Origin of the sequence: Streptomyces sp. NPDC001816 (genome assembly GCF_042892235.1) — a bacterium.
GTDB lineage: Bacteria > Actinomycetota > Actinomycetes > Streptomycetales > Streptomycetaceae > Streptomyces.
The window spans coordinates 305,106-331,194 of record NZ_JBIATY010000001.1; the positions used below are offsets into that span (position 1 = coordinate 305,106).

Here is a 26,089-nt window from a genome sequence, read left to right on the forward strand (position 1 = left end):
CGGGCCGGAGCGCTCCGGCCCGGGGGAGGACACCAGGGCAGGGAACGCCAATGCGCAAAGGGCAGTACAGGTTCGTCACGGGATTTCTGTTCGTTCCCGTGGCGCTTTATCTGATCTTCGTGATCTGGCCGTACATCCAGACGTTCGGCTATTCGCTGACCGACTGGAAGGGCCAGTCGCAGACCTTCAAGTTCGTCGGACTGGACAACTACAAGGCACTGTTCCAGGACGACGTCTTCATGCAGGCCATCTGGCACAACATCCTGTTCCTGATCTTCATTCCGGTGATCACGATCCTGCTCGCCCTGTTCTTCGCGTTCATGGTGAACGCGGGCGGGCGCAGCAGGGCGGGCGGAGTGCAAGGCGTCGCCGGATCCAAGTTCTACAAAATTGTCTACTTCTTCCCTCAGGTGCTGTCGCTGGCGATTGTCGCGGTGCTGTTCAACGCGGTGTACCGCAGTGACGGCGGCGGCCTGCTCAACGGTTTCCTGATCAAACTCGGCCTGGTCGACGCCAACAACCCGGTGGAATGGCTCAACGAGCCGAACATGGTGCTGTGGGCGCTGATGGCGGCCGTGGTCTGGCACGGCGTCGGCTTCTATCTGGTGCTGTTCTCGGCCGCCATGCAGTCCGTCCCGAGGGACATCTACGAGGCCGCCCTGATCGACGGCGCGGGCCGGGGCCAGTCCTTCTTCCGCATCACCCTGCCGCTGCTGTGGGACACCGTGCAGACCGCCTGGGTGTATCTGGGCATCGTCGCGATGGACATGTTCGTCCTGGTCTCCTCGATGACCGCGAGCATGGGCGCGTACGGCGGCGGCCCCGACCACCACAGCGACGTCATCTCGACGGTGATGATGCGCAACTTCCAATACTTCGGGAAGAGCGGGTACGCCTGCGCCATGGGCGTCGTCATGCTGCTGCTCACCCTGGTCCTGTCCGTGGTCATGCTGCGCGCCACCCGCCGCGACCGCGTCGAGTTCTGAGCGGGAGATACGACGATGAGCGCACCCCTCAAGGAGACCGCCCCCCAGGGCGGCGGCATGCCCGCCGAGCCGCGGGTGGCCAAGATCCCGGCCCGCCCCGGCGACCAGCGCAGCGAAGGCGTCGTGCTGAACGTCTTCTCGCACGGCTTCCTCGCCCTGTGGGCGCTGCTGATCGTGCTGCCGCTGCTGTGGCTGGTGTTCAGCTCCTTCAAGACCGACGCCCAGATCGGCGGCTCGGCCTTCGGCTGGCCGCACAACTGGTCCCTCGACGTCTTCCGCCGAGCCTGGAACAAGGGCATCGGCGACTACTTCCTCAACACCGTCATCGTGCTGGTCTTCTCCGTGCCGCTGACGATGCTGTTCGGCTCCATGGCCGCGTACGTGCTCGCCCGGTACCAGTTCTGGGGCAACCGCCTGCTGTACTACTTCTTCGTCGCCGGCGCGATGTTCCCGGTGTTCCTGGCCCTCGTCCCGCTGTTCTTCATGGTCAAGCGGCTGGACATGCTGAACACCTACCAGGGTCTGATCCTGGTCTACGTCGCCTACTCGATGCCGTTCACCGTGTTCTTCATGCACGCCTTCTTCCGGACCCTGCCCACGGCGGTCTTCGAGGCGGCGATCCTGGACGGCGCCTCGCACACCCGGACCTTCTTCCAGGTGATGCTGCCGATGGCGAAGCCGGGCCTGATCAGCGTGGGGATCTTCAACACGCTGGGGCAGTGGAACCAGTTCATCCTGCCGACGGTCCTGATGCAGCCGCAGAGCGGCGACGATCCGGAGCGGTACGTCCTCACCCAGGGCCTCATCCAGCTGCAACAGCAGCAGGGGTACGCCTCCGACCTGCCCGTCCTCTTCGCGGGCGTCACGATCGCGATGATCCCCATGCTGGTCGTGTACCTGTCCTTCCAGCGCCAGGTGCAGGCGGGCCTGACCTCGGCCACCCTGAAGTAGCGCTCAGGAACCTGTCCCAGTTCGGTGTCCTGTGTCACATCTCGGCAAAGTCCCTGCCGGGATGTGCCCGGGCCCACCTCTCGAAAGCAACGTTTCTTCGCAGTCGCGACTCGCCCGGGGTCCGACCGGCTTCGGTCACGGCACGGTCACGGACCGTCCCCGGATTCTACGGCCGAACGACCTGTCGATTCTCTTGAGGCGTCCGAGTGGTGTGCCTCGCACCCTGTTCCGTAGCCCCGTGCAGGTGGTCTTCCGCCCTGCTCAGGGTGGCATTCACGTGTCCGTGAGGTGTCCGGGGCGGACCACGGAAGTGACAGCGATTTCCGTCAAGTACTTGACTGCGGTAACCCATACAGCCGAGCTTGGAGTTCATAACTTGTAAGTGGCCCGGTTCCGCAGATGTGACCTGGGCCACGGGCGGCACCAGGAGCCGCCCGGCCGATGGCGGGAGTGGATGGGTCGATGGAGACTCCGGGGTCGCAGTCGTCGCTGCACCGAGCCAACCTGGAACGAGTCGTACGGGCAGTGCGGCTGGCCGGGTCGCTCACGCAGGCGGAGATCGCACGGACGACCGGCCTGTCCGCCGCGACGGTCTCCAACATCGTGCGGGAGCTGAAGGACGGCGGGACGGTCGAGGTCACGCCCACGTCGGCAGGCGGGCGACGGGCCCGCAGCGTGTCGCTGAGCGGGGACGCCGGCATCGTGATCGGCGTCGACTTCGGGCACACGCACCTGCGCGTCGCGATCGGGAACCTCGCGCACCAGGTGCTGGCCGAGGAGTCCGAGCCGCTGGACGTCGACGCCTCCGCCACCCAGGGCTTCGACCGGGCGGAAGAGCTGGTCAACCGCCTGATCGCGGCAACCGGCGTGGACCGGTCCAAGGTGGCCGGAGTGGGGCTCGGCGTGCCCGGCCCGATCGACGTCGAGTCGGGGACCCTGGGGTCCACCGCGATCCTGCCCGGCTGGGGCGGCACCAAGCCCGCCGAGGAGATGCGCGAGCGCCTCGGCGTGCCCGTGCACGTGGACAACGACGCCAACCTCGGCGCCCTGGGCGAGTTGGTCTGGGGCAGCGGCAAGGGCGTGCGTGATCTTGCCTACATCAAGGTCGCGAGCGGTGTCGGCGCCGGCCTGGTGATCAACGGGAAGATCTATCGCGGCCCGGGTGGCACCGCCGGTGAAATCGGACATATTACACTCGATGAATCCGGCCCGGTCTGCCGCTGCGGCAACCGCGGCTGCCTGGAGACCTTCGCGGCCGCGCGGTACGTGCTCCCGCTGCTCCAGTCCAGTCACGGCACCGATCTGACCATGGAAGGCGTCGTACGGCTGGCCAGGGACGGAGACCCGGGCTGTCGTCGGGTGATCGCCGACGTCGGCCGCCACATCGGCAGTGGAGTGGCCAATCTCTGCAACCTTCTGAACCCGAGCCGGGTGGTCCTCGGCGGTGATCTCGCCGAGGCCGGAGAACTCGTTCTCGGGCCCATCAGGGAGTCTGTCGGCCGCTATGCCATCCCCAGTGCGGCGCGCCAACTGTCCGTTCTCCCGGGGGCACTTGGGGGCCGTGCGGAGGTGCTCGGAGCGCTCGCTCTCGCGCTCAGCGAGATGGGCGATTCGACCCTTCTGGACGGTTCTGCGGTCGGCTCGCTGTCCGCGGCCACGCCTGCCTTCACTTAGAGAACGGATGGCACCGTTGCCATCTCGTTAAGGATTTACTTCTTGACGTCGCACGTGTGGCCGAGTTGACTTCCAGCCACCTCGGCCGCAACGACGCGGCCTCGTCAGGGAGGTTTCAAAGAGTGAACATGCGTATGCGTCGTGCGGCCTTCGCCGTTGCTGCTGGTGCCATGGCCGTCTCGCTGGCCGCCTGTGGCAGCGCCAAGGAGTCCAAGGGCAGCGACAGCTCTTCCTCGGCGTCCGCCAAGAAGGGCGACAACATCAAGGTCGGTCTCCTGCTTCCGGAGAACAAGACCGCCCGCTACGAGAAGTTCGACAAGCCGCTGATCGAGAAGAAGATCAAGGAGCTGACGAACGGCAAGGCGGAGTTCCAGTACAACAACGCCCGCCAGGACGCGAACCTGCAGGCGCAGCAGGTCGACACCATGGTCACCAACAAGGTGGACGTCCTGATCCTGGACGCGGTGGACGCCAAGGCGATCCAGAACTCCGTCCAGAAGGCCGTGGACGCCGGCATCAAGGTCGTCGCGTACGACCGCCTCGCCGAGGGCCCGATCAGCGCCTACACCTCGTTCGACAACGAGGAGGTCGGCAAGACCCAGGGCTCGGCCCTGCTGAAGGCGCTGGGCAGCAAGGCCACCAAGTCCTCCAAGATCGTCATGGTCAACGGCTCGGTGACCGACCCGAACGCCGCCATGTTCAAGAAGGGCGCGCACTCCGTCCTCGACGGCAAGGTCACCATCGCCAAGGAGTACGACACCAAGGAGTGGTCGCCGGACAACGCCAACTCCGAGATGGAGTCGGCGATCTCCGCGGTCGGCAAGGGCAAGATCGCGGGTGTCTACTCCGCGAACGACGGCATGGCCGGCGGTATCATCACCGCCCTGAAGGCCGCGGGCCTCTCCGTCCCGGTCACCGGCCAGGACGCCGAGCTGGCCGGTGTGCAGCGCATCGTCGCCGGTGAGCAGTACATGAGCGTCTACAAGCCGTACGCCCCCGAGGCCGACGCCGCCGCCGAGATGGCCGTCGCGCTCGCCCAGGGCAAGTCGCTCGACGCGGTCGCCAAGGACAAGGTCTCCTCCGGCTCCGCCAAGGACGTCCCGTCGGTCCTGGTCCCGGTCACCTCGCTGACCAAGGACAACATCAAGGACACCGTCATCAAGGACGGCGTCTACACGGCCGCCGACATCTGCACGGGCAAGTACAAGGCCGACTGCACCAAGCTCGGCATCAACTAAGCAGTCCCCAAGTCCCCTCCCGGTCACGGGCATTCGCACCCCGAACGCCCGTCCGGGACCGGACGGACTGCCCAAGGCTCCTCCGGTGCCCCGCGCATCAGACAGCCCCGCAAGCTCGGCGCGGGGCGCCGGACGGAACTCCCGCAGGGTTGCTCCCAACCCACCCACCCAGATTTCTGCACAACCTCCCGCCGGGTCAGGCGGCGAAGGAGATGGTTCACGTGTCCGCTACGCCCGTGCTGGCGTTGCGCGGGGTCTCCAAGCGGTTCGGTGCCGTTCAGGCGCTCACCGACGTAGAGCTTGAGATCCACGCCGGTGAGGTGGTCGCCCTCGTGGGCGACAACGGTGCCGGAAAGTCCACGCTGGTCAAGACGATCGCCGGCGTGCACCCCATCGATGAGGGCGTCATCGAATGGGACGGCAAGGCTGTTTCGATCAGCAGGCCGCACGACGCCCAGGCCCTGGGCATCGCGACGGTGTACCAGGACCTCGCGCTGTGCGACAACATCGACGTCGTCGGCAACCTGTTCCTCGGCCGCGAGCTGCGGAAGTGGGGCGTCCTCGACGAGGTCGAGATGGAGCGCCGCTCGCGCGAGCTGCTCACCACGCTGTCGATCCGCATCCCGAGCGTCCGCATCCCGATCGCCTCGCTCTCCGGCGGTCAGCGCCAGACCGTGGCCATCGCCCGTTCGATGCTCGGCGACCCCAAGCTGGTCATCCTGGACGAGCCCACCGCCGCCCTCGGTGTCGAGCAGACCGCCCAGGTCCTCGACCTCGTGGAGCGTCTGCGTGAGCGCGGTCACGCCGTCATCCTCATCAGCCACAACATGGCGGACGTGAAGGCGGTGGCCGACAAGGTCGCCGTGCTGCGCCTCGGCCGCAACAACGGCGTCTTCGAGGTCAAGTCGACCTCGCAGGAGGAGATCATCTCCGCCATCACCGGCGCCACCGACAACGCCGTGACCCGCCGTGCGGCGCGCACGTCCGGGGAGGTTTCCAAGTGAGCATCGACAAGACTTCCGCGAACGTCGACGAGGCTCCCGAGGCCCCCAAGGACGTCGTGAACCCCGAGGCCGCGGCCGCCGCGGTCACCGCGGTCGACCCGCGCCTGCTGGTGCGCGAGCAGGGTCTGCTCGGCTACTGGACCGAGTTCAAGCGCAAGATGAAGGCCGGTGAGCTGGGTTCCCTCCCGGTCGTCCTGGGCCTCGCGATCATCTGCATCATCTTCCAGGTGCTGAACTCCGAGTTCCTCTCGGCGCAGAACATCAGCAACATCACGGTCACGATGGTCGGCACGGGCATGATCTCCGTGGGCATCGTCTTCGTGCTGCTGCTCGGTGAGATCGACCTGTCGGTCGGCTCGGTCAGCGGCGCGGCCAGCGCCCTCGCGGCCGTCCTCACGGTCAACCAGGGCTGGCCCGAGTGGCTCGCCGTGCTCGTCGCCATCGCCGTCGGTGCCGCCATCGGCTCGCTGCACGGCTTCTTCTTCGCGGTGCTCGGCGCGCCCGCCTTCGCCGTGACCCTGGCCGGTCTGCTGTTCTGGCTCGGCTTCATGCTCAAGGTGCTGGGCGAGGACGGAACGATCAACCTCGACAGCGACGGTCTGATCGGCAAGCTGACCACGTACACCTTCACGGACGTGGCCGCCGCCTACGGGCTCGCGGTCGTCGTGGTGGGGCTGTTCTTCGTCAGCTCCTTCCTGGGCAACCGCCGCCGGGAGGCCGCGGGCGTCCCGTCCCGGCCGCTCAGCGACACGGTCCTGCGCACGGTCCTGCTGGCCGTGGTCTCCTTCGCCGGCGCCTACATGTACAACCAGTACAAGGGCCTGCCGCTGGCCACCGTGATCTTCCTCGCGTTCCTGGTCGCCACCGACTTCGTCCTGCGGCGCACCGCCTACGGTCGCAAGATCTTCGCGCTCGGTGGCAGCGTCGAGGCCTCACGGCGTGCGGGTATCAACGTCACCGCGGTGCGGATCTCCGTGTTCGCGATCTCCGGTGGGTTCGCGGCGATCGGTGGCCTCTTCCTGGCCTCGAAGATCGCCTCCGCCAACCAGAGCGCCGGTACGGGCGACCTGCTGATGAACGCGATCGCCGCGGCCGTCATCGGTGGTACGTCGCTCTTCGGCGGCCGGGGTCGTACCTGGAACGCCCTGCTCGGTGTGCTGGTGATCGTGTCGATCCAGTACGGTCTCCAGCTGGAGTCCATCGCGGAGCCGGTGAAGTACATGATCACCGCCGCGGTGCTGCTGACCACCGTGGTCATCGACTCCATCACCCGGAAGACGCAGAAGACCGCGGGTCGCGCGTAGCGCCCCTCAGGGTTGGACAGTTGCCCGGTGCCTCAAAGGTGCCGGGCACTGTCGTGTCCCGCAAAGCCGGAACATTAGACTCGTCAAGCCCGGCAACAGCTCGATCAGCTCTACTTGCAAGGAGGCACGGGTGCCGCTGCTGACCCGCATCAGGGGACCGCGCGATCTGGACCGGCTCAGCCTGGAGGAGCTGGACCAGCTGGCAGGGGAGATCCGGACCTTCCTCGTCGACGCCGTCTCCAAGACAGGCGGCCACCTCGGCCCCAACCTGGGCGTGGTCGAGCTCACCATCGCCCTGCACCGCGTCTTCGAGTCCCCGAAGGACAAGGTGCTGTGGGACACGGGCCACCAGTCCTACGTGCACAAGCTGCTCACCGGCCGGCAGGACTTCTCCCGGCTGAAGATGAAGGGCGGTCTGTCCGGTTACCCCGCGCAGGCCGAGTCCGAGCACGACGTCATCGAGAACAGCCACGCGTCCACCGTGCTCGGCTGGGCCGACGGCATCGCCAAGGCCAACCAGCTGAAGAAGCGGGACAGCCACGTCGTCGCCGTGATCGGTGACGGTGCGCTGACCGGCGGCATGGCCTGGGAGGCGCTGAACAACATCGCCGAGGCCAAGGACCGCCCGCTCGTCATCGTCGTCAACGACAACGAGCGCTCCTACGCCCCGACCATCGGCGGCCTCGCCAACCACCTGGCGACCCTGCGCACGACCGACGGCTACGAGCGCTTCCTGGCCCGGACGAAGGACATCCTCGACCGCACCCCGGTCGTCGGAAAGCCGCTGTACGAGACCCTGCACGGCGCCAAGAAGGGGCTGAAGGACTTCATCGCCCCGCAGGGCATGTTCGAGGACCTGGGTCTGAAGTACGTCGGTCCCATCGACGGCCACGACATCGAGGCGCTGGAGTCCGCGCTGGCGCGGGCCAAGCGGTTCGGCGGGCCGGTCATCGTGCACTGCCTGACCGAGAAGGGCCGCGGCTACCAGCCCGCCCTCCAGGACGAGGCCGACCGCTTCCACGCCGTCGGCAAGATCCACCCGGACACCGGCCTGCCGATCGCGTCCTCCGGCGCCGACTGGACCTCCGTGTTCGGCGAGGAGATGGTCAGGCTCGGTGAGGAGCGCGAGGACATCGTCGCCATCACCGCGGCCATGCTCCAGCCGGTCGGCCTGGACCGGTTCGCCAAGCGCTTCCCCGATCGCGTGTACGACGTCGGGATCGCCGAGCAGCACGGCGCCGTCTCCGCGGCCGGCCTGGCCCACGCCGGTGTGCACCCGGTGTTCGCCGTCTACGCCACCTTCCTCAACCGCGCCTTCGACCAGGTCCTGATGGACGTGGCCCTGCACAAGTGCGGGGTGACCTTCGTGCTGGACCGGGCCGGCGTCACCGGCACCGACGGCGCCTCCCACAACGGCATGTGGGACATGTCGATCCTCCAGGTCGTGCCGGGGCTCCGGCTGGCCGCCCCGCGCGACGCCGACCAGGTGCGGGCGCAGCTGCGCGAGGCCGTCGCCGTCGAGGACGCGCCGACCGTGGTGCGCTTCTCCAAGGGCGCCGTGGGCCCCGCCGTACCGGCCGTGGGCCGGGTCGGCGGCATGGACGTGCTGCGCGAGCCGGGCACCGAACGCCCGGACGTGCTCCTGGTCTCCGTGGGCGCCCTCGCCCCGATGTGCCTGGAGATCGCCGGCCTGCTCGACAAGCAGGGCATCTCCACCACCGTCGTCGACCCGCGCTGGGTCAAGCCCGTCGACGAGGCGATGGCCCCGCTCGCCGAGCGGCACCGGGTCGTCGTCACCGTCGAGGACAACAGCCGCGTCGGCGGTGTCGGCTCCGCGATCGCCCAGGCCCTCAGGGACGCAGGCGTGGACGTGCCGCTGCGTGACTTCGGCATCCCGCCGCGCTTCCTCGACCACGCCTCCCGCGCGGAGGTCATGGCCGAGATCGGGCTGACCGCGCCCGACATCGCCCGCCAGGTCACCGGGCTGGTCGCCAAGCTGGACGGCCGGTTCGACCGCACGGCCGACGAGGTCGACTCCGTGGAACCCGCGCGCGACTAGGCAATTTCGGGAAAGCCCCCGTATGGCCGGTTTCGCCCCCTTCTCAGGTGGCGGAGCCGGCCCTTTTGCGTGAATCTGCCTGTGCCGGGGCATACGCATCCCCAGCCCTCTCGATCATGTCGAGGACGACGAGCGTGTGGGAGGTAGCCCCGTGAGCAGCAGCCTCTTCCGAACGAAGAAGGTCGAGCAGTCCATTCTCGATACCGAGGAGCCGGAACACGCGCTCAAGAAGTCCCTGACCGCGCTGGATCTGACGGTCTTCGGCGTCGGTGTCATCATCGGCACGGGCATCTTCGTCCTCACCGGCAAGGTCGCGAAGGAGACCGCGGGTCCCGCGGTCTCCCTGGGCTTCGTGGTGGCCGGCATCGTCTGCGCCCTCGCCGCACTGTGCTACGCGGAGTTCGCCTCCACGGTCCCGGTGGCCGGGTCCGCGTACACCTTCTCGTACGCCTCCATCGGTGAACTGCCCGCCTGGATCATCGGCTGGGACCTGGTCCTGGAGTTCGCGCTCGGCACGGCGGTGGTCGCCGTCGGGTGGTCCGGCTACATGCGCTCGCTGATGGACAACGCGGGCCTGCACCTGCCCGACTACCTCGGCGGCCGGGACGGGGCCACGGGCTTCGGCTTCGACATCCTCGCGGCCGCGCTGGTCCTGGTGCTCACCGCCATCCTCGTCATCGGCATGAAGCTTTCCGCGCGGGTCACCGAGGTCGTCGTCGCCATCAAGGTGACGGTCGTCCTGATCGTGATCATCGCCGGTGCCTTCTTCATCAACGGCGACAACTACAAGCCGTTCATCCCCAAGGCCGAGACCGTGCCGGCCGGGAGCAGTCTCAAAGCGCCGCTCATCCAGCTGATCGCCGGCTGGGCGCCGTCCAACTTCGGCGTGATGGGCATCTTCACCGCCGCCTCCGTGGTCTTCTTCGCCTTCATCGGCTTCGACGTCGTGGCCACCGCCGCCGAGGAGACCAAGAACCCGCAGCGGGACATGCCGCGCGGCATCCTCGGCTCCCTGTTCATCTGCACGGCGCTGTACGTGCTGGTGTCCATCGTCGTCACCGGCATGCAGCACTACAGCAGGCTGTCCGTCGACGCCCCGCTCGCCGACGCCTTCAAGGCCAACGGCCACCCCTGGTACGCGGGCGCGATCAGCTTCGGCGCCGTCGTCGGCCTGACCACGGTCTGCATGATCCTGCTGCTCGGCCAGACCCGGGTCTTCTTCGCGATGAGCCGCGACGGCCTGCTGCCCCGCTTCTTCTCCATCGTCCACCCGCGCTTCCGCACCCCGCACCGGCCGACCATCCTGCTCGGCGTGCTCATCGCCGTCATCGCGGGCTTCACCAGCCTGAGCGAGCTGGCCGAACTGGTGAACATCGGCACGCTGTTCGCCTTCGTCGTCGTCGCGGTCGGCGTGGTCGTCCTGCGTCGCACCCGCCCGGACCTGCACCGGGCCTTCCGCACCCCGTGGGTGCCGTTCATCCCGATCCTGTCCGTCGCCGCCACCCTGTGGCTGATGCTGAACCTGCCCGCCGAGACCTGGCTCCGATTCGCCATCTGGATGGTCATCGGCTGTTTCGTCTACTTCCTCTACGGCCGCTCGCACAGCCGCCTCGGCCGGCACGAGGAGACCACCGTCGACCAGGTCATGCACCCGCCGAAGGGCGACAACAAGTAACCACCCCCGTCACTGATCCGGCCCGGTATGTCCTGCTTCGGCAGGAACTGCCGGGCCGGATAACGTGCTCCCCATGCTTGCCGCCCCGCCCGCTCCCGCACGGTCCGTGACGACCCGGAGGGCATACTGGACGCGGCTGCTGCCCGCCCTCGCGGTCCTGGCCTGCGTCACCCGGGTGCCCTCCTTCGTCCGGCCGGTGTGGAACCCCGACGAGGGCTATCTCGCCGTAGAGGCCCGCCTTCTCGCCCACGGCGGGCACCTGTACGAGACGGTCGTGGACCGCAAACCCCCACTGGTGCCCTGGCTGTACGAGGCCGCCTTCGCGGTCTGCGGCTCCGGCTCCCTCACTCCTGTCCGGGTGCTGGCGATCCTCGCGCAGACGCTCACCGCCGTCCTGCTCGCCTCCCTGGCGCGGCGCCGCTGGGGCGACACCGCGGGCCGTGCCGCGGGGCTGCTGTACCTGCTGGTGTCCGTCGGTCTCAACCCCGAGGACGCGCAGGCCGCCACCTTCGAGGTGTTCATACTGCCCGCCACGGCGGCCGCCCTGTGGTGCGCGGACCGCCGCCGCTGGGGCGCGGCCGGGGCCGCCGTCGCCTGCGCCTTCCTCACCAAGCAGACCGGCGGCGCGGTGCTGCTGCCGGTGGCCTGGCTGCTCAACCGGGCCGACACTCCGCGCGCGGGCGCGCTACGGCTCGGGGCCGGGTTCGCCGTACCGGTGCTGTGCGCGGCCCTGGTCACGGACCCTGCCGGATTCCTGTTCTGGACGGTCACCGGCTCCGCCGCCTACGCCTCCTTCACCGGCTCCGAACTCCACGTCCTCGGCCGTGGCCTGGCCAACACCGCCCTCCTGGCCGTGGCCTGCGCGGGCCTGATCCCACCGGTCGTACGGTCCCTGCGTACCGCCCGCACTACCCGCACCGGCGTGGCCGACGCGGCCGACCTGTGGCTGTGGCTGGCGTCCTCGGCCGTCGCCGTCACCGTCGGCTTCCACTTCTTCGGCCACTACTACCTGCAACTCACCCCGCCCGCGGCCCTGCTGGCCACGGCCGCGCTGTGGGCATCGCCCCGCGAACGGCCGGCGGCCGCCGTCTTCACCTCGGCCTGCTGCTGCGCCCTGTTCCTCGCCTGGGGTCTGCTCGCGCCACGCCCCGAACTCGCCCACGCCCAGCGCCTCGCCGCCGCCCTCGCCCAGCGCACCGCGCCCGCCGACCGTGTCCTGGTGTGGGGCATGCACCCGGAGACGTACTGGCTGGCCCGCCGCACCCCCGCCACCCGCTACCTCACCGCGGGCCTGCTCACCAACTACAGCGGCGGCCGCGACGGCCCCCAGGTCGGCGAGAAGTACGCGGTCGAGGGCGCCTGGCCCGTCTTCCGGGCGGAGCTGACCGCGCACGCCCCCGCCCTGGTCGTGGACGACTCCCGCGGCAAGCCGTACGCACTGGACCGCGTGCCGAGCCTGCGCCGGGTGCTGGACGCGCGGTACGAGGAGGTGGGGACGGTGGACGGGGCGGTGCTCTATGCCCGGATTCCGCGCGGCTGAGGGGGAGTTGGCCGTGGTGCCGGGCGGACCCGCTGCTATGCTCGCAGCAGCGATTTGAACACGTTCAACTCAGGGGGATCTCATGTCCGCACCGATCGTGCCCGGCCACAGGGACGCACCCGCCGTGGCCCTGGGCCCCACCTCACTCGTCTTCGGGGTCGTCGCGGCCATCGGCGCATGGCCCTACCTCATGCTGGCCGTAATGCCGTGGTCGTTCATGGCGGCACCCCTCGCCCTCACCTTCGGCCTCGCCGGCATCCACTACGCGCGCAAGGGCATCGGCCGCATGTGGACCGCCGTCGCCGGAACCACCCTCGGAGCCACCGGACTGGCCGCCGTCCTCACCCTGCTCGTGGCGCTTTGACCGAGTGGTAGGGCGGCGGCCCCCGCACCCTCAGCCGAGGACCGTGCGCGGCCCGGCCACCTCCGCGCCCAGTTCGGTCACCCGGCGCCGCAGTTCACGGTCGGCCGTCACCACGAGACGGGCCCGGTCGGGGTTCTCGGCGGCCAGCTCCACGATCCGGTCGTCCCCGCTGCCGGACGCCTCCGCGACCCGTACCCCCGGCACCGACTCCACACCACGGGCGGCTCCCTCGACGACGAGCACCAGCTCCACGGCGCCCGCATGACCCGGCAGCCCCTCGCGGGCCAGCCGGTCCCGCAGCCGCTCGGCGGCGCCCCTGCGGTCCCGCCACCAGCCGTCGGGCCGCGACCCGACGACGTTCGCGCCGTCGACGATCACGAGCAGCGGGCCGTCCGGGTCCGGGGAGCCGAGGGGGTCGTCCATGGGGCAAGGGTCCCACGCCACCGGAGAGGGGGCGGGCCCCGGCCTGCGACCAGGGCCGCTTAAAGTGAACTGGTGAACGGCGACTGGCTCCTACGCGGCCGCGACGGCCGGCTCAGTGTCTACCAGCTGTCGGGCGACGCCGTCCTGTGCCGGGCGGAGCGTGGCCCGGACGGCCCCTGGAGCGACCCGCACAAGGTGGGCGGCGACCAGAAGCTCCACCGCGTCCTCGCCGTCGGCCAGGGCGCCGACGGCTACGCCCACCTGGTCTCCTGGCGGCCCACCATCAAGGGCGAGTCGGGCCTGGTGCACTCCACCCACTTCCGCCCCCGCCTCGCGGCCCTGGACTGGAACCCGATCGGCCACCCGGACAAGAAGGGCGACCGCACCGGCACCCCCGCCGTCGCCGTGGACGCACAGGGCCGCGCCCATGTCTTCGTACGGAACAAGGCCGGCGGGGTGAGCCTGCTGGCGCAGAAGGAGAAGGGCGGCTGGGACCCCTGGCGGGACCTGAAGGGCCGTGAGGTCCAGGAGGGCCTCGCGGCGGTGACGGGGGAGTCCGGCAGGGTCGAGCTGTACGCGGCTGCCCGGGGTGCCGTCCTGCACTGGCGTCAGGAGGAGCCGGGCGCCCAGCCGGTGCTCCAGGAGACCCTGGAGACGGCGGTGCGCCCCGGCACCCTGCACGCCCTGGCCACGTCCCCCGAGAGCACGACCGTCTACTACACCGACGACTCGGGCGACCTGTGCGCCTGGCGCCCCGGCACCAAGCCGGTCACGCTCCTGCCCGCGGCGGGCTCCGGTCCGGTCGCGGCGGTCCGCTGCGAGCTGGACGGCCATGACTGCACGCTGCTGGCCCAGCGCTCGGCGAGCGGTCGCGTCGCCTTCGCCGCCTACCCGACCGAGCTGGAGTCGGCGGGCGCGTGGTGGACGGAGTCGGGTCCGCAGCTGCCGGTGGACGCGCTGGTGTCCCTGGCCGTGGACGAGGACGACCGGGTGGTGGCGGCAACGTTGTCCCCGTCGACCGGCCAACTCCTGCTGACCAGACGCAAGGACGAACCCGGGCTGGCACTACAGGCGTGGCGGCCGCTCTGACCACGCAGAAGGGCCCCGCCGAAGCGGGGCCCTTCTTCCTGTCACCGGGTGTTACGCGGGAACGCTCGCCACGCCGGGAGCGAGGAACTTCTTGCCGTTCACACGCTCCGAGACGCCCTCACGGTCCAGGTACGGCGTGATGCCGCCCAGGTGGAAGGGCCAGCCGGCGCCCGTGATGAGGCAGAGGTCGATGTCCTGGGCCTCGGCGACGACGCCCTCGTCGAGCATGAGCCCGATCTCCTGCGCCACCGCGTCGAGCACGCGCTCGCGCACCTGCTCCTCGGTCAGGACGGAGTCGCCCTGCTGCAGCAGCGCCGCGACCTCGGGGTCCAGCTCCGGCTTGCCGCTGTCGTAGACGTAGAAGCCGCGCTTGCCCGCCTTGACGACGGCCGCGAGGTTCGGGGAGACCGTGAAGCGGTCCGGGAAGGCCCGGTTGAGGGTCTCCGAGACGTGCAGACCGATCGCGGGGCCGACCAGCTCCAGCAGCACCAGCGGGGACATCGGCAGACCGAGCGGCTCGACGGCCTTCTCGGCGACGTCGACCGGGGTGCCCTCGTCGATGACGTTCTGGATCTCGCCCATGAAGCGGGTCAGGATGCGGTTCACGACGAACGCCGGGGCGTCCTTGACCAGAACCGCGGTCTTCTTCAGCTTCTTGGCGACGCCGAAGGCCGTGGCCAGGGAGGCGTCGTCCGTCTTCTCGCCGCGGACGATCTCCAGCAGCGGCAGGACCGCGACCGGGTTGAAGAAGTGGAAGCCGACGACCCGCTCGGGGTGCTGCAGCTTCGACGCCATCTCCGTGACCGACAGCGAGGAGGTGTTGGTGGCGAGGATCGCGTGCGCCGGGGCGACCGCCTCGACCTCCGCGAACACCTGCTGCTTGACGCCGATCTCCTCGAACACGGCCTCGATGATGAAGTCCGCGTCGGAGAAGCCCTCGGCCTTGTCCAGGACACCGGTGACCAGCGCCTTGAGGCGGTTGGCCTTGTCCTGGTTGATCCGGCCCTTGCCGAGCAGCTTGTCGATCTCGGCGTGGACGTAGCCCACACCCTTGTCGACGCGCTCCTGGTCGATGTCGGTCAGGACGACCGGCACCTCCAGGCGGCGCAGGAAGAGCAGCGCGAGCTGGCTGGCCATCAGACCGGCGCCGACGACGCCGACCTTGGTGACCGGGCGGGCCAGGTTCTTGTCCGGGGCGCCCGCGGGACGCTTGCCGCGCTTCTGCACCAGGTTGAACGCGTAGATGCCGGAGCGCAGCTCGCCACCCATGATCAGGTCGGCGAGCGCCTTGTCCTCGGCGTCGTAACCCTGCTGCAGGTCGCCGTTCTTGGCGGCCGCGATGATGTCCAGGGCGCGGTAGGCGGCCGGAGCGGCCCCGTGCACCTTGGAGTCCGCGACGAAGCGGCCCTTGGCGACGGCCTGGTCCCAGGCCTCGCCGCGGTCGATCACCGGACGCTCGACCTCGACGTCGCCCTTGAGGACGTTCGCGGTCCAGATCAGCGACTGCTCCAGGAAGTCGGCGCCCTCGAAGATCGCGTCCGCGATGCCGAGGTCGAAGACCTGCTGGCCCTTGAGCTGCTTGTTCTGGTTGAGGCTGTTCTCGATGATGACCGAGACGGCCTTGTCGGCGCCGATCAGGTTCGGCAGCAGCGCGCAGCCGCCCCAGCCCGGGACCAGGCCCAGGAAGACCTCGGGGAGGGAGAACGCCGGGATCGCCTTGGAGACGGTCCGGTAGGAGCAGTGCAGGCCGACCTCGACGCCGCCGCCCATGGCCGCGCCGTTGTAGTACGCGAAGGTCGGGACCGCGAGGGCCGCGAGGCGCTTGAAGACCTCGTGGCCGCCCTTGCCGATGGCGAGCGCGTCCTCGTGCTTCTTCAGCAGCTCGACGCCCTTGAGGTCGGCGCCGACCGCGAAGATGAACGGCTTGCCGGTGATGCCGACACCGACGATGTCGCCGGCCGCGGCCTCCGCCTCGACCTGGTCGATGGCGGTGTTGAGGTTCGCCAGCGAGGCCGGACCGAAGGTGGTCGGCTTGGTGTGGTCGAAGCCGTTGTCAAGGGTGATGAGCGCAAAACGCCCAGCACCGAACGGCAGGTCGAGGTGGCGTACGTGCGCGGACGTCACGACCTCGTCGGGGAACAGCTCGGCCGCGCCCTTCAGAAGCTCAGCGGTGGTGCTCACTTGTCCCCCTCGAAGTGCGGGTTCTCCCAGATGACCGTCGCGCCCATGCCGAAGCCGACGCACATGGTGTTCAGGCCGTAGCGGACGTGCGGCTGCTCCTCGAACTGGCGGGCCAGCTGCGTCATCAGACGGACGCCGGAGGAGGCCAGCGGGTGGCCGTAGGCGATGGCTCCGCCGTACTGGTTGACGCGCGCGTCGTCGTCGGCGATGCCGTAGTGCTCCAGGAAGGCGAGGACCTGGACGGCGAAGGCCTCGTTGATCTCGAAGAGACCGATGTCGGAGATGGACAGGCCCGCCTGGGCGAGAGCCTTCTCCGTGGCCGGGATCGGGCCGTAGCCCATGACCTCGGGCTCGACGCCGGCGAAGGCGTAGGAGACCAGGCGCATCTTGACCGGCAGGTTGTTCTCGCGGGCGAAGTCCTCGCTCGCGATGATCGAGGCGGTGGCGCCGTCGTTCAGACCGGCCGCGTTACCGGCGGTGACCCGGCCGTGGACGCGGAACGGCGTCTTGAGGCCCTGGAGGTTCTCCAGGGTGGTGCCCGGGCGCATCGGCTCGTCGGCCGTGACCAGGCCCCAACCGGTCTCGCCGGCCTCGGGGTTGGTGCGGCGCACCGAGATCGGCACCAGGTCCTGCTGGATCTTGCCGTCGGCGTACGCCTTGGCGGCCTTCTCCTGCGAGCGCACGGCGTACTCGTCGGCGCGCTGCTTGGTGATCGTCGGGTAGCGGTCGTGCAGGTTCTCCGCGGTCATGCCCATGAACAGGGCGGACTCGTCGACCAGCTTCTCGCTGACGAAGCGCGGGTTCGGGTCCACGCCCTCGCCCATCGGGTGGCGGCCCATGTGCTCGACACCACCGGCGATGACGGCGTCGTAGGCGCCGAACGCGATCGAACCGGCGGTGGTCGTCACGGCGGTCAGGGCGCCGGCGCACATGCGGTCGATCGAGTAGCCCGGGACGGACTGCGGCAGACCGGCGAGGATGCCGGCCGTACGACCGAGGGTCAGGCCCTGGTCACCGATCTGCGTGGTCGCAGCGATGGCGACCTCGTCGATCTTCTTCGGGTCCAGCCCGGGGTTGCGGCGCAGCAGCTCCCGGATCGCCTTCACGACGAGGTCGTCGGCGCGGGTCTCGTGGTAGATGCCCTTCGGGCCCGCCTTGCCGAACGGGGTGCGGACGCCGTCGACGAAGACGACGTCCCTGACGGTACGAGGCACGATGGCTCTCCTCCAGGGTGCGGGATGGCACTGCTGCGATGCGCTGAGCGCGCGCTCAGGCCCCATGCTACTTATGAGTAACGTAGCTGCCCAGTCCCGGCGGCGGGAGCGGCGAACGTCACATCCACCCCTCCCAGGATCTTGGCGTGATCTCGACGTCCCTGTTCCGCTTCAGCGGCCCGTACCGCAAGGGTTCGGTGTGAGGAGCGACCAGGTGAGCCGCTCAGGCCCCCTTCGCCGACAACGCTGCCACCAGCACCGGCGTGACCTGCTCCACCTGCCAGGCGCGCGCGCCGTACCCGGCCAGCGCGACCTCGACGGACCGGGCGTCCACCACCTTCGGCGGCTCCCAGCAGACCCTTCGCACGGTGTCCGGGGAGACCAGGTTCTCCTGGGGCATGTTGAGCTGCTCGGCCAGAGCGGACACTCCCGCGCGGGCCGCGGACAACCGAGCCGCGGCAGCAGGATCCTTGTCGGCCCAGGCCCGCGGCGGGGGCGGCCCGGCGACCGGCTGCCCGGGCTGCGGCAACCCGGACTCCGGCAGGGCCTTGGCCCGGTCGACCGCCGCCTGCCACTGCTCCAGCTGTCGCCGCCCGACCCGGTGCCCGAACCCGTTCAACGCGGTCAGGGCATGCACATTGCTCGGCAAAGAGAGCGCGGCCTCCACGATGGCCGCGTCCGAAAGCACCTTGCCCGGCGACACATCCCGTCGCTGGGCGATCCGGTCCCGCGTCTGCCACAGCTCCCGGACGACGGCCAGCTGCCGGCGCCGCCGCACCTTGTGCATGCCGGACGTACGGCGCCAGGGATCCTTGCGGGGCTCGGCGGGCGGAGCGGACGCGATCGCGTCGAACTCCTGGCGCGCCCAGTCCAGCTTGCCCTGCCGGTCCAGCTCCTTCTCCAGGGCGTCCCTGAGGTCCACGAGGAGTTCCACGTCCAGGGCGGCGTAGCGCAGCCACGGCTCGGGCAGCGGACGGGTGGACCAGTCGACGGCGGAGTGCCCCTTCTCCAGGACGAAGCCGAGGACACCCTCGACCATGGCGCCGAGGCCGACCCGGGGGAACCCGGCGAGCCGCCCGGCCAGCTCGGTGTCGAACAACGATGTCGGCACCATGCCTATCTCGCGCAGGCAGGGAAGATCCTGGGTGGCGGCGTGCAGCACCCACTCGACGCCGGACAGCGCCTCGCCGAGACCGGACAGGTCGGGACAGGCGACGGGGTCGATCAGCGCGGTGCCGGCGCCCTCGCGGCGCAGCTGCACCAGATACGCGCGCTGGCCGTAGCGGTAGCCGGAGGCGCGCTCGGCGTCGACGGCGACGGGGCCGGACCCGGCGGCGAAGGCGGCGATCACCTCGGCGAGGGCGTTCTCGTCGGTGATCACCGGCGGAATGCCCTCGCGGGGTTCGAGAAGTGGCGTCGGCGCCTCCGTCGCAGAAGATCCGGCGTCGTCCGGAGGGACGCCTCCGGTGGTGCGCAGGGCACTGTCTGCTGCGGTGTCTTGGGCGTCGGTCACCTGTCAAGGGTATCCGTGTGTGGACAGCGCCCGTCGACGGAACGTTCCGTCGACGGGCACCGGGGGGTCGTAAACCGGTCAGGCCGGTGAAACTCACGGTTCACATGAGTGAACCAGGGGCTCCGTCGAGCCCCTCGGCGGCGGTGTCGGTCAGGGGCGCAAGGGCTTAGCGGTTCAGGGGTTCAGGCGTATGGGGGGTGGGGGGATGGGAGGGGATGAGGGACGGCGGGGTCAGGGGGCAGGGACTCAGTGGATGATTCCGGTGCGCAGGGCCACGGCGACCATTCCGGCCCGGTCGCCCGTGCCGAGCTTGCGCGCGATGCGGGCGAGGTGGCTCTTCACCGTCAGGGCGGACAGGCCCATCGAGACGCCGATGGCCTTGTTCGACTGGCCTTCCGCGACCAGTCGCAGCACCTCGACCTCGCGTCCGGACAGCTCGCGGTAGCCGCCCGGGTGGCTCGGGGCACCCGGGGGGCGGCGGTGCATACGGGCGCCGGCGCCGAGGGGAGCGGCGCCGGGTCGGGTGGGGAGCCCGATGTTCGTCCGGGTGCCGGTGACGACGTAGCCCTTGACCCCGCCGGCCAGGGCGTTGCGGACGGCGCCGATGTCGTCGGCCGCGGAGAGCGCCAGCCCGTTGGGCCAGCCCGCGGCGCGGGTCTCGGACAGCAGGGTCAGGCCGGAGCCGTCGGGCAGGTGGACGTCGGCGACACAGATGTCGCGGGGGTTGCCGATGCGGGGACGAGCCTCCGCGACGGACGAGGCCTCGATGACGTCGCGGACACCGAGCGCCCACAGATGGCGGGTGACGGTGGAGCGGACGCGCGGGTCGGCCACGACCACCATGGCGGTCGGCTTGTTCGGGCGGTAGGCGACCAGGCTTGCGGGCTGCTCGAGGAGAACGGACACCAGGCCTCCTGGGGTGGGGGGACGGGGCCGGCTTGTGGGGATGAAGCCGGGACGAACCGTGCTTTCAGGTCACAGTCGTCTTCGGCAGTAAACGCGTCCGCCTTTAGAGAATGATCACGATCTAGTGAGTAACAATCCGTGCAATTCGGACGCGCGATCGATCATCCGAAGATCGAGTCGGTTCGGGCCGGTGCGATTCGAGTGCGGAAAGTGGCCGTATCGACAAAGAGATGGTCAACAAGGGGTCTGTGAGGATTACGGAGCCCTGTGCGGAGTACGTCGATGAGGAGTACGTCGATACGGCCCGGATCACGTCACCGGGACTGCGGACCCCTGCGCTGCGGCAGGGTCACCACCGAGGCGTCGCCCGGTCCGGCCGGGGGCAGCCCGCCGACCTGGGCCAGCAGATCGCACCACGAGGCCAGGTGACAGGCGGTGTCCGGCACTCCGCCCAGGCCCTCGCGGGGTGTCCACGAAGCCCGGATCTCGATCTGCGAGGCGGCGGGGCGCTCGGACAGACCGCCGAAGTAGTGCGAGCTGGCGCGCGTGACGGTGCCGCTCGGCTCGCCGTACGTCAGCCCGCGCGACTGCAGCGCACCGGTCAGCCACGACCAGCACACCTCCGGCAGCAGCGGATCGGCCGCCATCTCCGGCTCCAGCTCCGCGCGCACCAGCGTCACCAGCCGGAACGTGCCGTGCCAGGCGTCGTGCCCGGCCGGGTCGTGCAGCAGCACCAGCCGCCCGTCGGCCAGCTCCTGCTCGCCGTCGACCACCACGGCCTCCACCGCGTACGCGTACGGCGCCAGCCGCTGTGGAGCCGGCGTCGGCTCCACCTCGACCTGCGGCCTCAGGCGCGCGGCCCGCAGCGCCTCCACCGCGGCCCGGAACGCCGGCGGCCCCGCCGTACCCGCATGCCCCTCCGCCTCCGCGTTCCCCTTCGCGTCGTCCATTTCGCCAGCGCCGTCCGACAGTCGTCCCTGAGCCGCAGCCATGCGGGGAAGAGTAAGGGGAACCGGGGCTTTGTGCAGGGCAAGACACCCCGCACCGCTGTTGCCGCGGCCACGTGCGTTCCGCTCACCGGCATCGTGCGAGACTTGCCCCGTGACCGCCAACGACGCCTCCACGGGCCAGCAGCCGACAGCCACGTACGACAGCGCCTTCCTCAAGGCGTGCAGGCGCGAGCCCGTGCCGCACACCCCCGTGTGGTTCATGCGTCAGGCCGGCCGCTCGCTGCCCGAGTACCGCAAGGTGCGCGAGGGCATCCCCATGCTGGAGTCCTGCATGCGGCCCGAACTGGTCACCGAGATCACGCTGCAGCCGGTGCGCCGCCACAACGTGGACGCGGCGATCTACTTCAGTGACATCGTCGTCCCGCTCAAGGCGATCGGCCTCGACCTCGACATCAAGCCCGGCGTCGGCCCGGTCGTCGAGCAGCCGATCCGCACCCGCGCCGACCTCGCCCGGCTGCGCGACCTCACTCCCGAGGACGTCCCCTACGTCACCGAGGCGATCGGCCTGCTCACCCGTGAGCTGGGCTCGACCCCGCTGATCGGTTTCGCGGGCGCGCCTTTCACCCTCGCGAGCTACCTGGTCGAGGGCGGTCCGTCGCGTACGTACGAGAACGCCAAGGCGATGATGTACGGCGACCCCGAGCTGTGGGCCGACCTGCTGGACCGCCTGGCCGACATCACCGCCGCCTTCCTGAAGGTGCAGATCGAGGCGGGCGCCTCGGCCGTCCAGCTCTTCGACTCCTGGGTCGGCGCGCTGGCCCCGGCCGACTACGTGAAGTCCGTGATGCCCGCCTCGGCGAAGGTGTTCGAGGCCGTCGCCGGGTACGGCGTCCCGCGCATCCACTTCGGTGTCGGCACCGGTGAGCTGCTGAAGCTCATGGGCGAGGCCGGTGCGGACGTCGTCGGCGTCGACTGGCGCGTCCCGCTGGACGAGGCCGTCCGCCGCGTCGGCCCCGGCAAGGCACTGCAGGGCAACCTCGACCCGACCGTCCTGTTCACCGACAAGGACACCGTCGAGGCCAGGGCCCGCGAGGTGCTGGACGCGGCCGCCGGTCTCGAGGGGCACGTCTTCAACCTCGGCCACGGCGTGCTGCCCAACACCGACCCGGACGCGCTGACCCGGCTCGTGGACTACGTCCACGCGGCGAGCGCCCGCTGAGCGGACCGGCTCGGGGGTCCCGCGCGTAGGGGACCGGCTCACCACACCTGACGGGGCCGGGCCTGCCTGCCGAACAGCAGGCGGGGCGGCTCCGGTGGGGGCGGGGTGCCGGGCTTGAGCGGCCAGGCCAGCAGCATGCCCGCCACGAAGCCGACCACATGGGCGGCGTAGGCCACGGTTCCGGCACCGGAGACGCCGTGCCCGGAGGAGTACACCGCCTGCAGGGCGAACCAGAAGCCCAGCACCAGCCAGGCGGGCAGCCTGAGCGGCAGGAAGACCAGGAACGGGACGAGGACCCACACCCGCGCCCTCGGATACAGCACCAGATAGGCGCCGAGGACTCCGGCGATCGCCCCGGAAGCGCCGATCAGCGGGTCGCCGGAGGAGTCGTTGAGCAGCGCGAAGCCGTACCCGGCCGTGTAGCCGCAGACGACGTAGAAGAGGAAGTAGCGGATGTGGCCCATCCGGTCCTCGACGTTGTTGCCGAAGATCAGCAGGAAGAGCATGTTGCCCAGCAGGTGCAGCCAGCTTCCGTGCAGGAACATCGCGGTGAACACGGACAGGGGCGGGGACTTGCGGTACCGGACCGGTCCCACCACACAGCCCGGGCCGTGCGGGCCCACGCCCACGTCGCCCGTCGGGACCAGCTGCGGCAACTGATGGTGGATCAACTCCCGGGGGACCGCCGCGTAGTGGTCCATGAACGCCTGTAGATGGCACAGCTGCGCCAGATCGCTGCCGCCCGCCACGGAGCCCGCTATGCCGGGCATGGCGAGGAAGACGAGGACGTTCGCGGCGATGAGCGCGTACGTCACGTAGGGCGTGCGGCGTGCCGGGTTCACGTCATGGACGGGGATGACCACACAGAAGTAGTGCCCGCGATGCGGCGCGCGAATCGGTGAACGCGACCGGGCGGGCTTGCGTATCTGTTCTCAACCGACGTGAGGACAGGCGATGGAAGCTCCGCAGGTTTCGGCGATGCATGCTCTGCCCGATGGTGAGGCCGAGCTGTCTTTGGTGGTACGGCTCCCCTGGGAGGACGTTGCGCGGCTCGGTCAGGAGGCGGGGCGGCTGGCCTCGCAGATGCAGCGTCCTGTGACGTTGGACGAGGCGGTGAGCTATCGGCTGCGGTCGACCCGGCCGTCCGCCTCCCATGCGAAGCCTTCGGTCGAGCAGCCCGCGGCTGTGACGTCGGGTGCGGGTGTCACTTCATTGCCGCGGATCAGCAGCGGGACGGCTTAGGAGCGTTGGGCAAGTCACCGTGGCCGTACTTTTGACGCAGCCTTTCTCGCTGCCACCAGTACCGGGTCCCATACCGGCGAGAACGGCGGGGCGTAGCCCAGGTCCAGGGCTGTCATCTGCTCCACCGTCATGCCCGCGGTGAGGGCCACCGCCGCGATGTCGACCCGCTTGGCAGCGCCCTCTCTGCCGACGATCTGGACGCCGAGCAGGCGGCCGGTGCGGCGTTCGGCGAGCATCTTGACCGTCATGGGGGAGGCGCCCGGGTAGTAGCCGGCGCGGCTGGTCGACTCGATGGTGACGGTCTCGAACTGCAGGCCCACGCGGTGGGCGTCCTTCTCGCGCAGGCCGGTGCGGGCGATCTCCAGGTCGCAGACCTTGCTGACGGCCGTGCCGACCACACCCGGGAACGTGGCGTAACCGCCGCCGGCGTTGGTGCCGATGACCTGGCCGTGCTTGTTGGCGTGGGTGCCGAGCGGGACGTACTGCTCCTGCCCGGAGACCAGGTTCAGCACCTCGACACAGTCGCCGCCCGCCCAGATCTCCTCGTGACCGCGCACGCGCATCGCGAGGTCGGTGAGCAGGCCGCCGTGCGCGCCGAGGGGGAGGCCCGCCGCCCGGGCGAGCGTGGTCTCTGGGCGTACGCCGATGCCGAGGACGACGACGTCCGCGGGGTACTCGGCGTCCTCCGTGGCAACCGCCCGGACCCGGCCCTCCCCACCGGTGAGCAGCTTGGTGACCTCGGCGTCGTTCACCATGGTGATGCCGAGTCCCTCCATGGCCCGGTGCACGAGGCGGCCCATGTCCGGGTCGAGCGTGGACATCGGCTCGCTGCCGCGGTTGACGACGGTCACCTCGTAGCCGCGGTTGATCAGCGCCTCGGCCATCTCCACGCCGATGTAGCCGGCGCCGACGACGACCGCGCGCCGGCCGCGCGTGTGGTCCAGCGAGTCCAGCAGGGCCTGGCCGTCGTCGAGCGTCTGCACGCCGTGCACGCCCGGGGCGTCCGCGCCGGGCATGTCCGGGCGGATCGGGCGGGCGCCGGTCGCGATCACGAGTTTGTCGTACGACACCCAGGACTCGTCCCCGGAATCGACGCCGCGCGCGCGTACCCGACGGCCCGCCACGTCGATCTCCGTGACCTCCGTCCGCATCCGCAGGTCGATGTCCCGCGCGCGGTGCTCCTGCGGTGTGCGCGCGATCAGCCGGTCCCGCTCGGACACGTCACCGCCGACCCAGTACGGGATCCCGCACGCCGAGAAGGAGGAGAAGTGGCCGCGCTCGAAGGCCACGATCTCCAGTTCGTCCGGCCCCCGCATCCGGCGCGCCTGCGACGCCGCGGACATCCCCGCGGCGTCGCCGCCGATCACGACCAGCCGTTCCCTGCCGCCCCGCCCGCTACTCATGCTCATGCGAACACGCTACGGGGCGAGATGATTTCAGTCCTGGCCGGGCTTGCCGGAAGGGTCCGGTACCGGGCGGGACTGGGGCAGCGGGACGGTGGTCGGTGTCGCGGGGGCGGGCTGGGCGTGGCGCGGCAGGCGGGGGCGTACGACGCGCAGCCACAGCAGCGCCAGCAGTGCCGCGAGCGCGGCGAACGGCAGGACCGCGCCGAGGGCCAGGGCGATCCAGCGCAGCATCGTGACGAACACGTGCCAGCCGCCCGACACGGCGTCCACGAAGCCCGGCGTGTCGTCCTCGGCGGCCTTCTTCACGGGCGTCTCGGACAGGGCCAGGGTGATGGTCGCGAGGCTGGTGCGGTCCTTCAGGGACGCCTGCTGTGCGAGCAGCGCCTCCAGGTCAGCCTCCCGGCTGCTCAACTCTCCTTCCAGGGTGACGACGTCGCTCAGCTTGGTCGCCTTGTCCATCAGCTCGCGGATCCGGGCCACGCTCGCCCGCTGCGACTTGATCCGGCTGTCCACGTCCACGACCTGGTCGGTGACGTCCTCCGCCTTCGCCGTGCGCTCGACCAGCTTGCCGGAGCCCTGCAGGTCGGCGAGGACCTCGTCGTACTTCTCGGTGGGCACGCGCAGCACGACCCGGGTCTGCTCGTGGCCCTCGGTATCCCGGCTGGTGCTCTCCTTGCCGACGTAGCCGCCCGCGCTCTCGGCGGTCGTACGGGCCGCCTCCAGGGCCCTGGTCACGTCCTTGACCTCGACGGTCAGGGAGGCGGTGCGGATGATGGCGCTCGGGGTCAGCCTGGGCGCTTTCGGGGCCGACTTGGCGTCCTGCGCGTTGGCCTCGGCGGCGCCCGCGTGCGGTGCCGAGCGCCCCCCGGCGGACTTCGTGTCGCCCGAGTCGTTCGCGCCGCTGCACCCGGCGAGCGCGAGGGAGGCGGCGAGCAGGACCCCGGCCAGGACCTGGACGGAGCGTGCGGGACGTGCGGTGCGTGCGGAGCGTGGTGTGCGCATGGGCGTACCCCCCGATGACGGTGACCTGTGACGCTCCTTGGACGCCGGGGCAGGGCCGGACGTTTGGCGTAGGCGGTCGCGATGTGGTCACGGTCACGACTCAGCAGGGCCACATGGCCCTGGCACGGGTGTCAGTGGCGTCTGAGAGG

General features: G+C 70.0%; 22 protein-coding genes. 13 read left to right on the forward strand and 9 right to left on the reverse strand.

Annotated elements, in window-relative coordinates:
• The first annotated feature begins 50 nt into the window (after nt 1-50).
• The 10 genes from ACFYZZ_RS01340 to ACFYZZ_RS01385 all read left to right on the forward strand — a co-directional run bounded on the left by ACFYZZ_RS01340 (nt 51) and on the right by ACFYZZ_RS01385 (nt 12,795).
• Nucleotides 51-986, forward strand: a complete 936-nt coding sequence (locus ACFYZZ_RS01340; protein WP_389169972.1) for a carbohydrate ABC transporter permease — start codon at nt 51-53, stop codon at nt 984-986.
• Between the two features lie 15 nt (nt 987-1,001).
• On the forward strand, nt 1,002-1,937 hold the full coding sequence (locus ACFYZZ_RS01345) for a carbohydrate ABC transporter permease (RefSeq protein WP_389169975.1): 936 nt from the start codon (nt 1,002-1,004) through the stop codon (nt 1,935-1,937).
• Nucleotides 1,938-2,399: 462 nt separating this feature from the next.
• Complete coding sequence (locus ACFYZZ_RS01350; RefSeq protein ID WP_389169978.1) at nt 2,400-3,611, forward strand: ROK family transcriptional regulator; 1,212 nt, start codon at nt 2,400-2,402, stop codon at nt 3,609-3,611.
• Nucleotides 3,612-3,745: 134 nt separating this feature from the next.
• The gene (locus ACFYZZ_RS01355) at nt 3,746-4,849 is read left to right on the forward strand and encodes a sugar ABC transporter substrate-binding protein (RefSeq protein ID WP_389171945.1); all 1,104 of its coding nucleotides are present in this window, start codon (nt 3,746-3,748) and stop codon (nt 4,847-4,849) included.
• A gap of 212 nt (nt 4,850-5,061) precedes the next feature.
• The gene (locus ACFYZZ_RS01360; RefSeq protein ID WP_386575680.1) at nt 5,062-5,853 is read left to right on the forward strand and encodes an ATP-binding cassette domain-containing protein; all 792 of its coding nucleotides are present in this window, start codon (nt 5,062-5,064) and stop codon (nt 5,851-5,853) included.
• Nucleotides 5,850-7,157 carry a sugar ABC transporter permease gene (locus ACFYZZ_RS01365; protein ID WP_389169981.1) on the forward strand — a complete coding sequence of 436 codons (1,308 nt, stop codon included), beginning with the start codon at nt 5,850-5,852 and terminating at the stop codon, nt 7,155-7,157. The genes ACFYZZ_RS01360 and ACFYZZ_RS01365 overlap by 4 nt, the downstream gene beginning before the upstream one ends.
• A 130-nt stretch (nt 7,158-7,287) precedes the next feature.
• Nucleotides 7,288-9,216 (forward strand): 1-deoxy-D-xylulose-5-phosphate synthase, encoded by a 1,929-nt coding sequence (gene dxs / locus ACFYZZ_RS01370; RefSeq protein WP_386575678.1) that lies wholly within the window; start codon nt 7,288-7,290, stop codon nt 9,214-9,216.
• A 151-nt stretch (nt 9,217-9,367) separates the two neighbouring features.
• A complete protein-coding gene (locus tag ACFYZZ_RS01375; protein WP_389169984.1) occupies nt 9,368-10,891 on the forward strand; it encodes an amino acid permease in 1,524 nt (507 codons plus the stop codon).
• A gap of 73 nt (nt 10,892-10,964) precedes the next feature.
• On the forward strand, nt 10,965-12,431 hold the full coding sequence (locus ACFYZZ_RS01380) for an ArnT family glycosyltransferase (protein ID WP_389169987.1): 1,467 nt from the start codon (nt 10,965-10,967) through the stop codon (nt 12,429-12,431).
• An 82-nt stretch (nt 12,432-12,513) separates the two neighbouring features.
• Nucleotides 12,514-12,795 carry a hypothetical protein gene (locus tag ACFYZZ_RS01385; RefSeq protein ID WP_389169990.1) on the forward strand — a complete coding sequence of 94 codons (282 nt, stop codon included), beginning with the start codon at nt 12,514-12,516 and terminating at the stop codon, nt 12,793-12,795.
• Nucleotides 12,796-12,825: 30 nt separating this feature from the next.
• Here ACFYZZ_RS01385 and ACFYZZ_RS01390 read toward each other — a convergent pair whose 3' ends face one another.
• On the reverse strand, nt 12,826-13,218 hold the full coding sequence (locus ACFYZZ_RS01390) for an NTP pyrophosphohydrolase (protein WP_389169993.1): 393 nt from the start codon (nt 13,216-13,218) through the stop codon (nt 12,826-12,828).
• Between the two features lie 72 nt (nt 13,219-13,290).
• On the opposite strand from ACFYZZ_RS01390, the gene ACFYZZ_RS01395 reads away from it, so the two are divergent.
• Nucleotides 13,291-14,307 carry a hypothetical protein gene (locus tag ACFYZZ_RS01395; RefSeq protein WP_389169996.1) on the forward strand — a complete coding sequence of 339 codons (1,017 nt, stop codon included), beginning with the start codon at nt 13,291-13,293 and terminating at the stop codon, nt 14,305-14,307.
• 51 nt (nt 14,308-14,358) lie between these two features.
• Here the strand turns inward: ACFYZZ_RS01395 and ACFYZZ_RS01400 are convergent, their stop codons facing one another.
• The 5 genes from ACFYZZ_RS01400 to ACFYZZ_RS01420 all read right to left on the reverse strand — a co-directional run bounded on the left by ACFYZZ_RS01400 (nt 14,359) and on the right by ACFYZZ_RS01420 (nt 21,113).
• Nucleotides 14,359-16,488 carry a 3-hydroxyacyl-CoA dehydrogenase NAD-binding domain-containing protein gene (locus ACFYZZ_RS01400; RefSeq protein WP_389169998.1) on the reverse strand — a complete coding sequence of 710 codons (2,130 nt, stop codon included), beginning with the start codon at nt 16,486-16,488 and terminating at the stop codon, nt 14,359-14,361.
• Nucleotides 16,485-17,702, reverse strand: a complete 1,218-nt coding sequence (locus ACFYZZ_RS01405) for an acetyl-CoA C-acyltransferase (RefSeq protein WP_263213749.1) — start codon at nt 17,700-17,702, stop codon at nt 16,485-16,487. Before ACFYZZ_RS01405 ends, ACFYZZ_RS01400 begins: the two co-directional genes overlap by 4 nt.
• 223 nt (nt 17,703-17,925) lie before the next feature.
• Nucleotides 17,926-19,215, reverse strand: a complete 1,290-nt coding sequence (locus tag ACFYZZ_RS01410; RefSeq protein WP_389170001.1) for a ribonuclease D — start codon at nt 19,213-19,215, stop codon at nt 17,926-17,928.
• 246 nt (nt 19,216-19,461) lie between these two features.
• Nucleotides 19,462-20,121: a LuxR C-terminal-related transcriptional regulator gene (locus ACFYZZ_RS01415; RefSeq protein WP_386575668.1), complete on the reverse strand. Its 660-nt coding sequence runs from the start codon at nt 20,119-20,121 to the stop codon at nt 19,462-19,464.
• A gap of 314 nt (nt 20,122-20,435) precedes the next feature.
• Nucleotides 20,436-21,113 (reverse strand): DUF3000 domain-containing protein, encoded by a 678-nt coding sequence (locus ACFYZZ_RS01420; RefSeq protein WP_389170004.1) that lies wholly within the window; start codon nt 21,111-21,113, stop codon nt 20,436-20,438.
• Nucleotides 21,114-21,222: 109 nt separating this feature from the next.
• Between ACFYZZ_RS01420 and hemE the strand changes: the two genes are divergently transcribed.
• Nucleotides 21,223-22,290 (forward strand): uroporphyrinogen decarboxylase, encoded by a 1,068-nt coding sequence (gene hemE, locus ACFYZZ_RS01425; protein ID WP_389170007.1) that lies wholly within the window; start codon nt 21,223-21,225, stop codon nt 22,288-22,290.
• A 38-nt stretch (nt 22,291-22,328) separates the two neighbouring features.
• On the opposite strand, the gene ACFYZZ_RS01430 is transcribed toward hemE, so the two are convergent.
• On the reverse strand, nt 22,329-23,153 hold the full coding sequence (locus tag ACFYZZ_RS01430) for a rhomboid family intramembrane serine protease (RefSeq protein WP_389170009.1): 825 nt from the start codon (nt 23,151-23,153) through the stop codon (nt 22,329-22,331).
• Between the two features lie 115 nt (nt 23,154-23,268).
• Here ACFYZZ_RS01430 and ACFYZZ_RS01435 point away from each other — a divergent pair, with 115 nt between their 5' ends.
• Complete coding sequence (locus ACFYZZ_RS01435; RefSeq protein WP_389171947.1) at nt 23,269-23,532, forward strand: hypothetical protein; 264 nt, start codon at nt 23,269-23,271, stop codon at nt 23,530-23,532.
• Nucleotides 23,533-23,546: 14 nt separating this feature from the next.
• Here the strand turns inward: ACFYZZ_RS01435 and ACFYZZ_RS01440 are convergent, their stop codons facing one another.
• The gene (locus ACFYZZ_RS01440) at nt 23,547-24,941 is read right to left on the reverse strand and encodes an FAD-dependent oxidoreductase (protein ID WP_389170012.1); all 1,395 of its coding nucleotides are present in this window, start codon (nt 24,939-24,941) and stop codon (nt 23,547-23,549) included.
• A gap of 27 nt (nt 24,942-24,968) precedes the next feature.
• Entirely contained in the window at nt 24,969-25,940 is a 972-nt protein-coding gene (locus tag ACFYZZ_RS01445) for a DUF4349 domain-containing protein (protein ID WP_389170015.1), read from the reverse strand.
• Nucleotides 25,941-26,089: the final 149 nt, after the last annotated feature.

Bases quoted from the DNA above. Each gene is read 5' to 3' on its own strand.
- ACFYZZ_RS01345 (WP_389169975.1), top strand. From the start codon at position 1,002: ATGAGCGCACCCCTCAAGGAGACCGCCCCCCAGGGCGGCGGCATGCCC.
- ACFYZZ_RS01445 (WP_389170015.1), bottom strand. From the start codon at position 25,940: ATGCGCACACCACGCTCCGCACGCACCGCACGTCCCGCACGCTCCGTC.
- ACFYZZ_RS01420 (WP_389170004.1), bottom strand. From the start codon at position 21,113: ATGGCTGCGGCTCAGGGACGACTGTCGGACGGCGCTGGCGAAATGGAC.
- ACFYZZ_RS01355 (WP_389171945.1), top strand. From the start codon at position 3,746: ATGCGTCGTGCGGCCTTCGCCGTTGCTGCTGGTGCCATGGCCGTCTCG.
- ACFYZZ_RS01380 (WP_389169987.1), top strand. From the start codon at position 10,965: ATGCTTGCCGCCCCGCCCGCTCCCGCACGGTCCGTGACGACCCGGAGG.
- ACFYZZ_RS01385 (WP_389169990.1), top strand. From the start codon at position 12,514: ATGTCCGCACCGATCGTGCCCGGCCACAGGGACGCACCCGCCGTGGCC.
- ACFYZZ_RS01440 (WP_389170012.1), bottom strand. From the start codon at position 24,941: ATGAGCATGAGTAGCGGGCGGGGCGGCAGGGAACGGCTGGTCGTGATC.
- ACFYZZ_RS01390 (WP_389169993.1), bottom strand. From the start codon at position 13,218: ATGGACGACCCCCTCGGCTCCCCGGACCCGGACGGCCCGCTGCTCGTG.
- ACFYZZ_RS01435 (WP_389171947.1), top strand. From the start codon at position 23,269: ATGCATGCTCTGCCCGATGGTGAGGCCGAGCTGTCTTTGGTGGTACGG.
- ACFYZZ_RS01340 (WP_389169972.1), top strand. From the start codon at position 51: ATGCGCAAAGGGCAGTACAGGTTCGTCACGGGATTTCTGTTCGTTCCC.
- ACFYZZ_RS01360 (WP_386575680.1), top strand. From the start codon at position 5,062: ATGGTTCACGTGTCCGCTACGCCCGTGCTGGCGTTGCGCGGGGTCTCC.
- ACFYZZ_RS01350 (WP_389169978.1), top strand. From the start codon at position 2,400: ATGGAGACTCCGGGGTCGCAGTCGTCGCTGCACCGAGCCAACCTGGAA.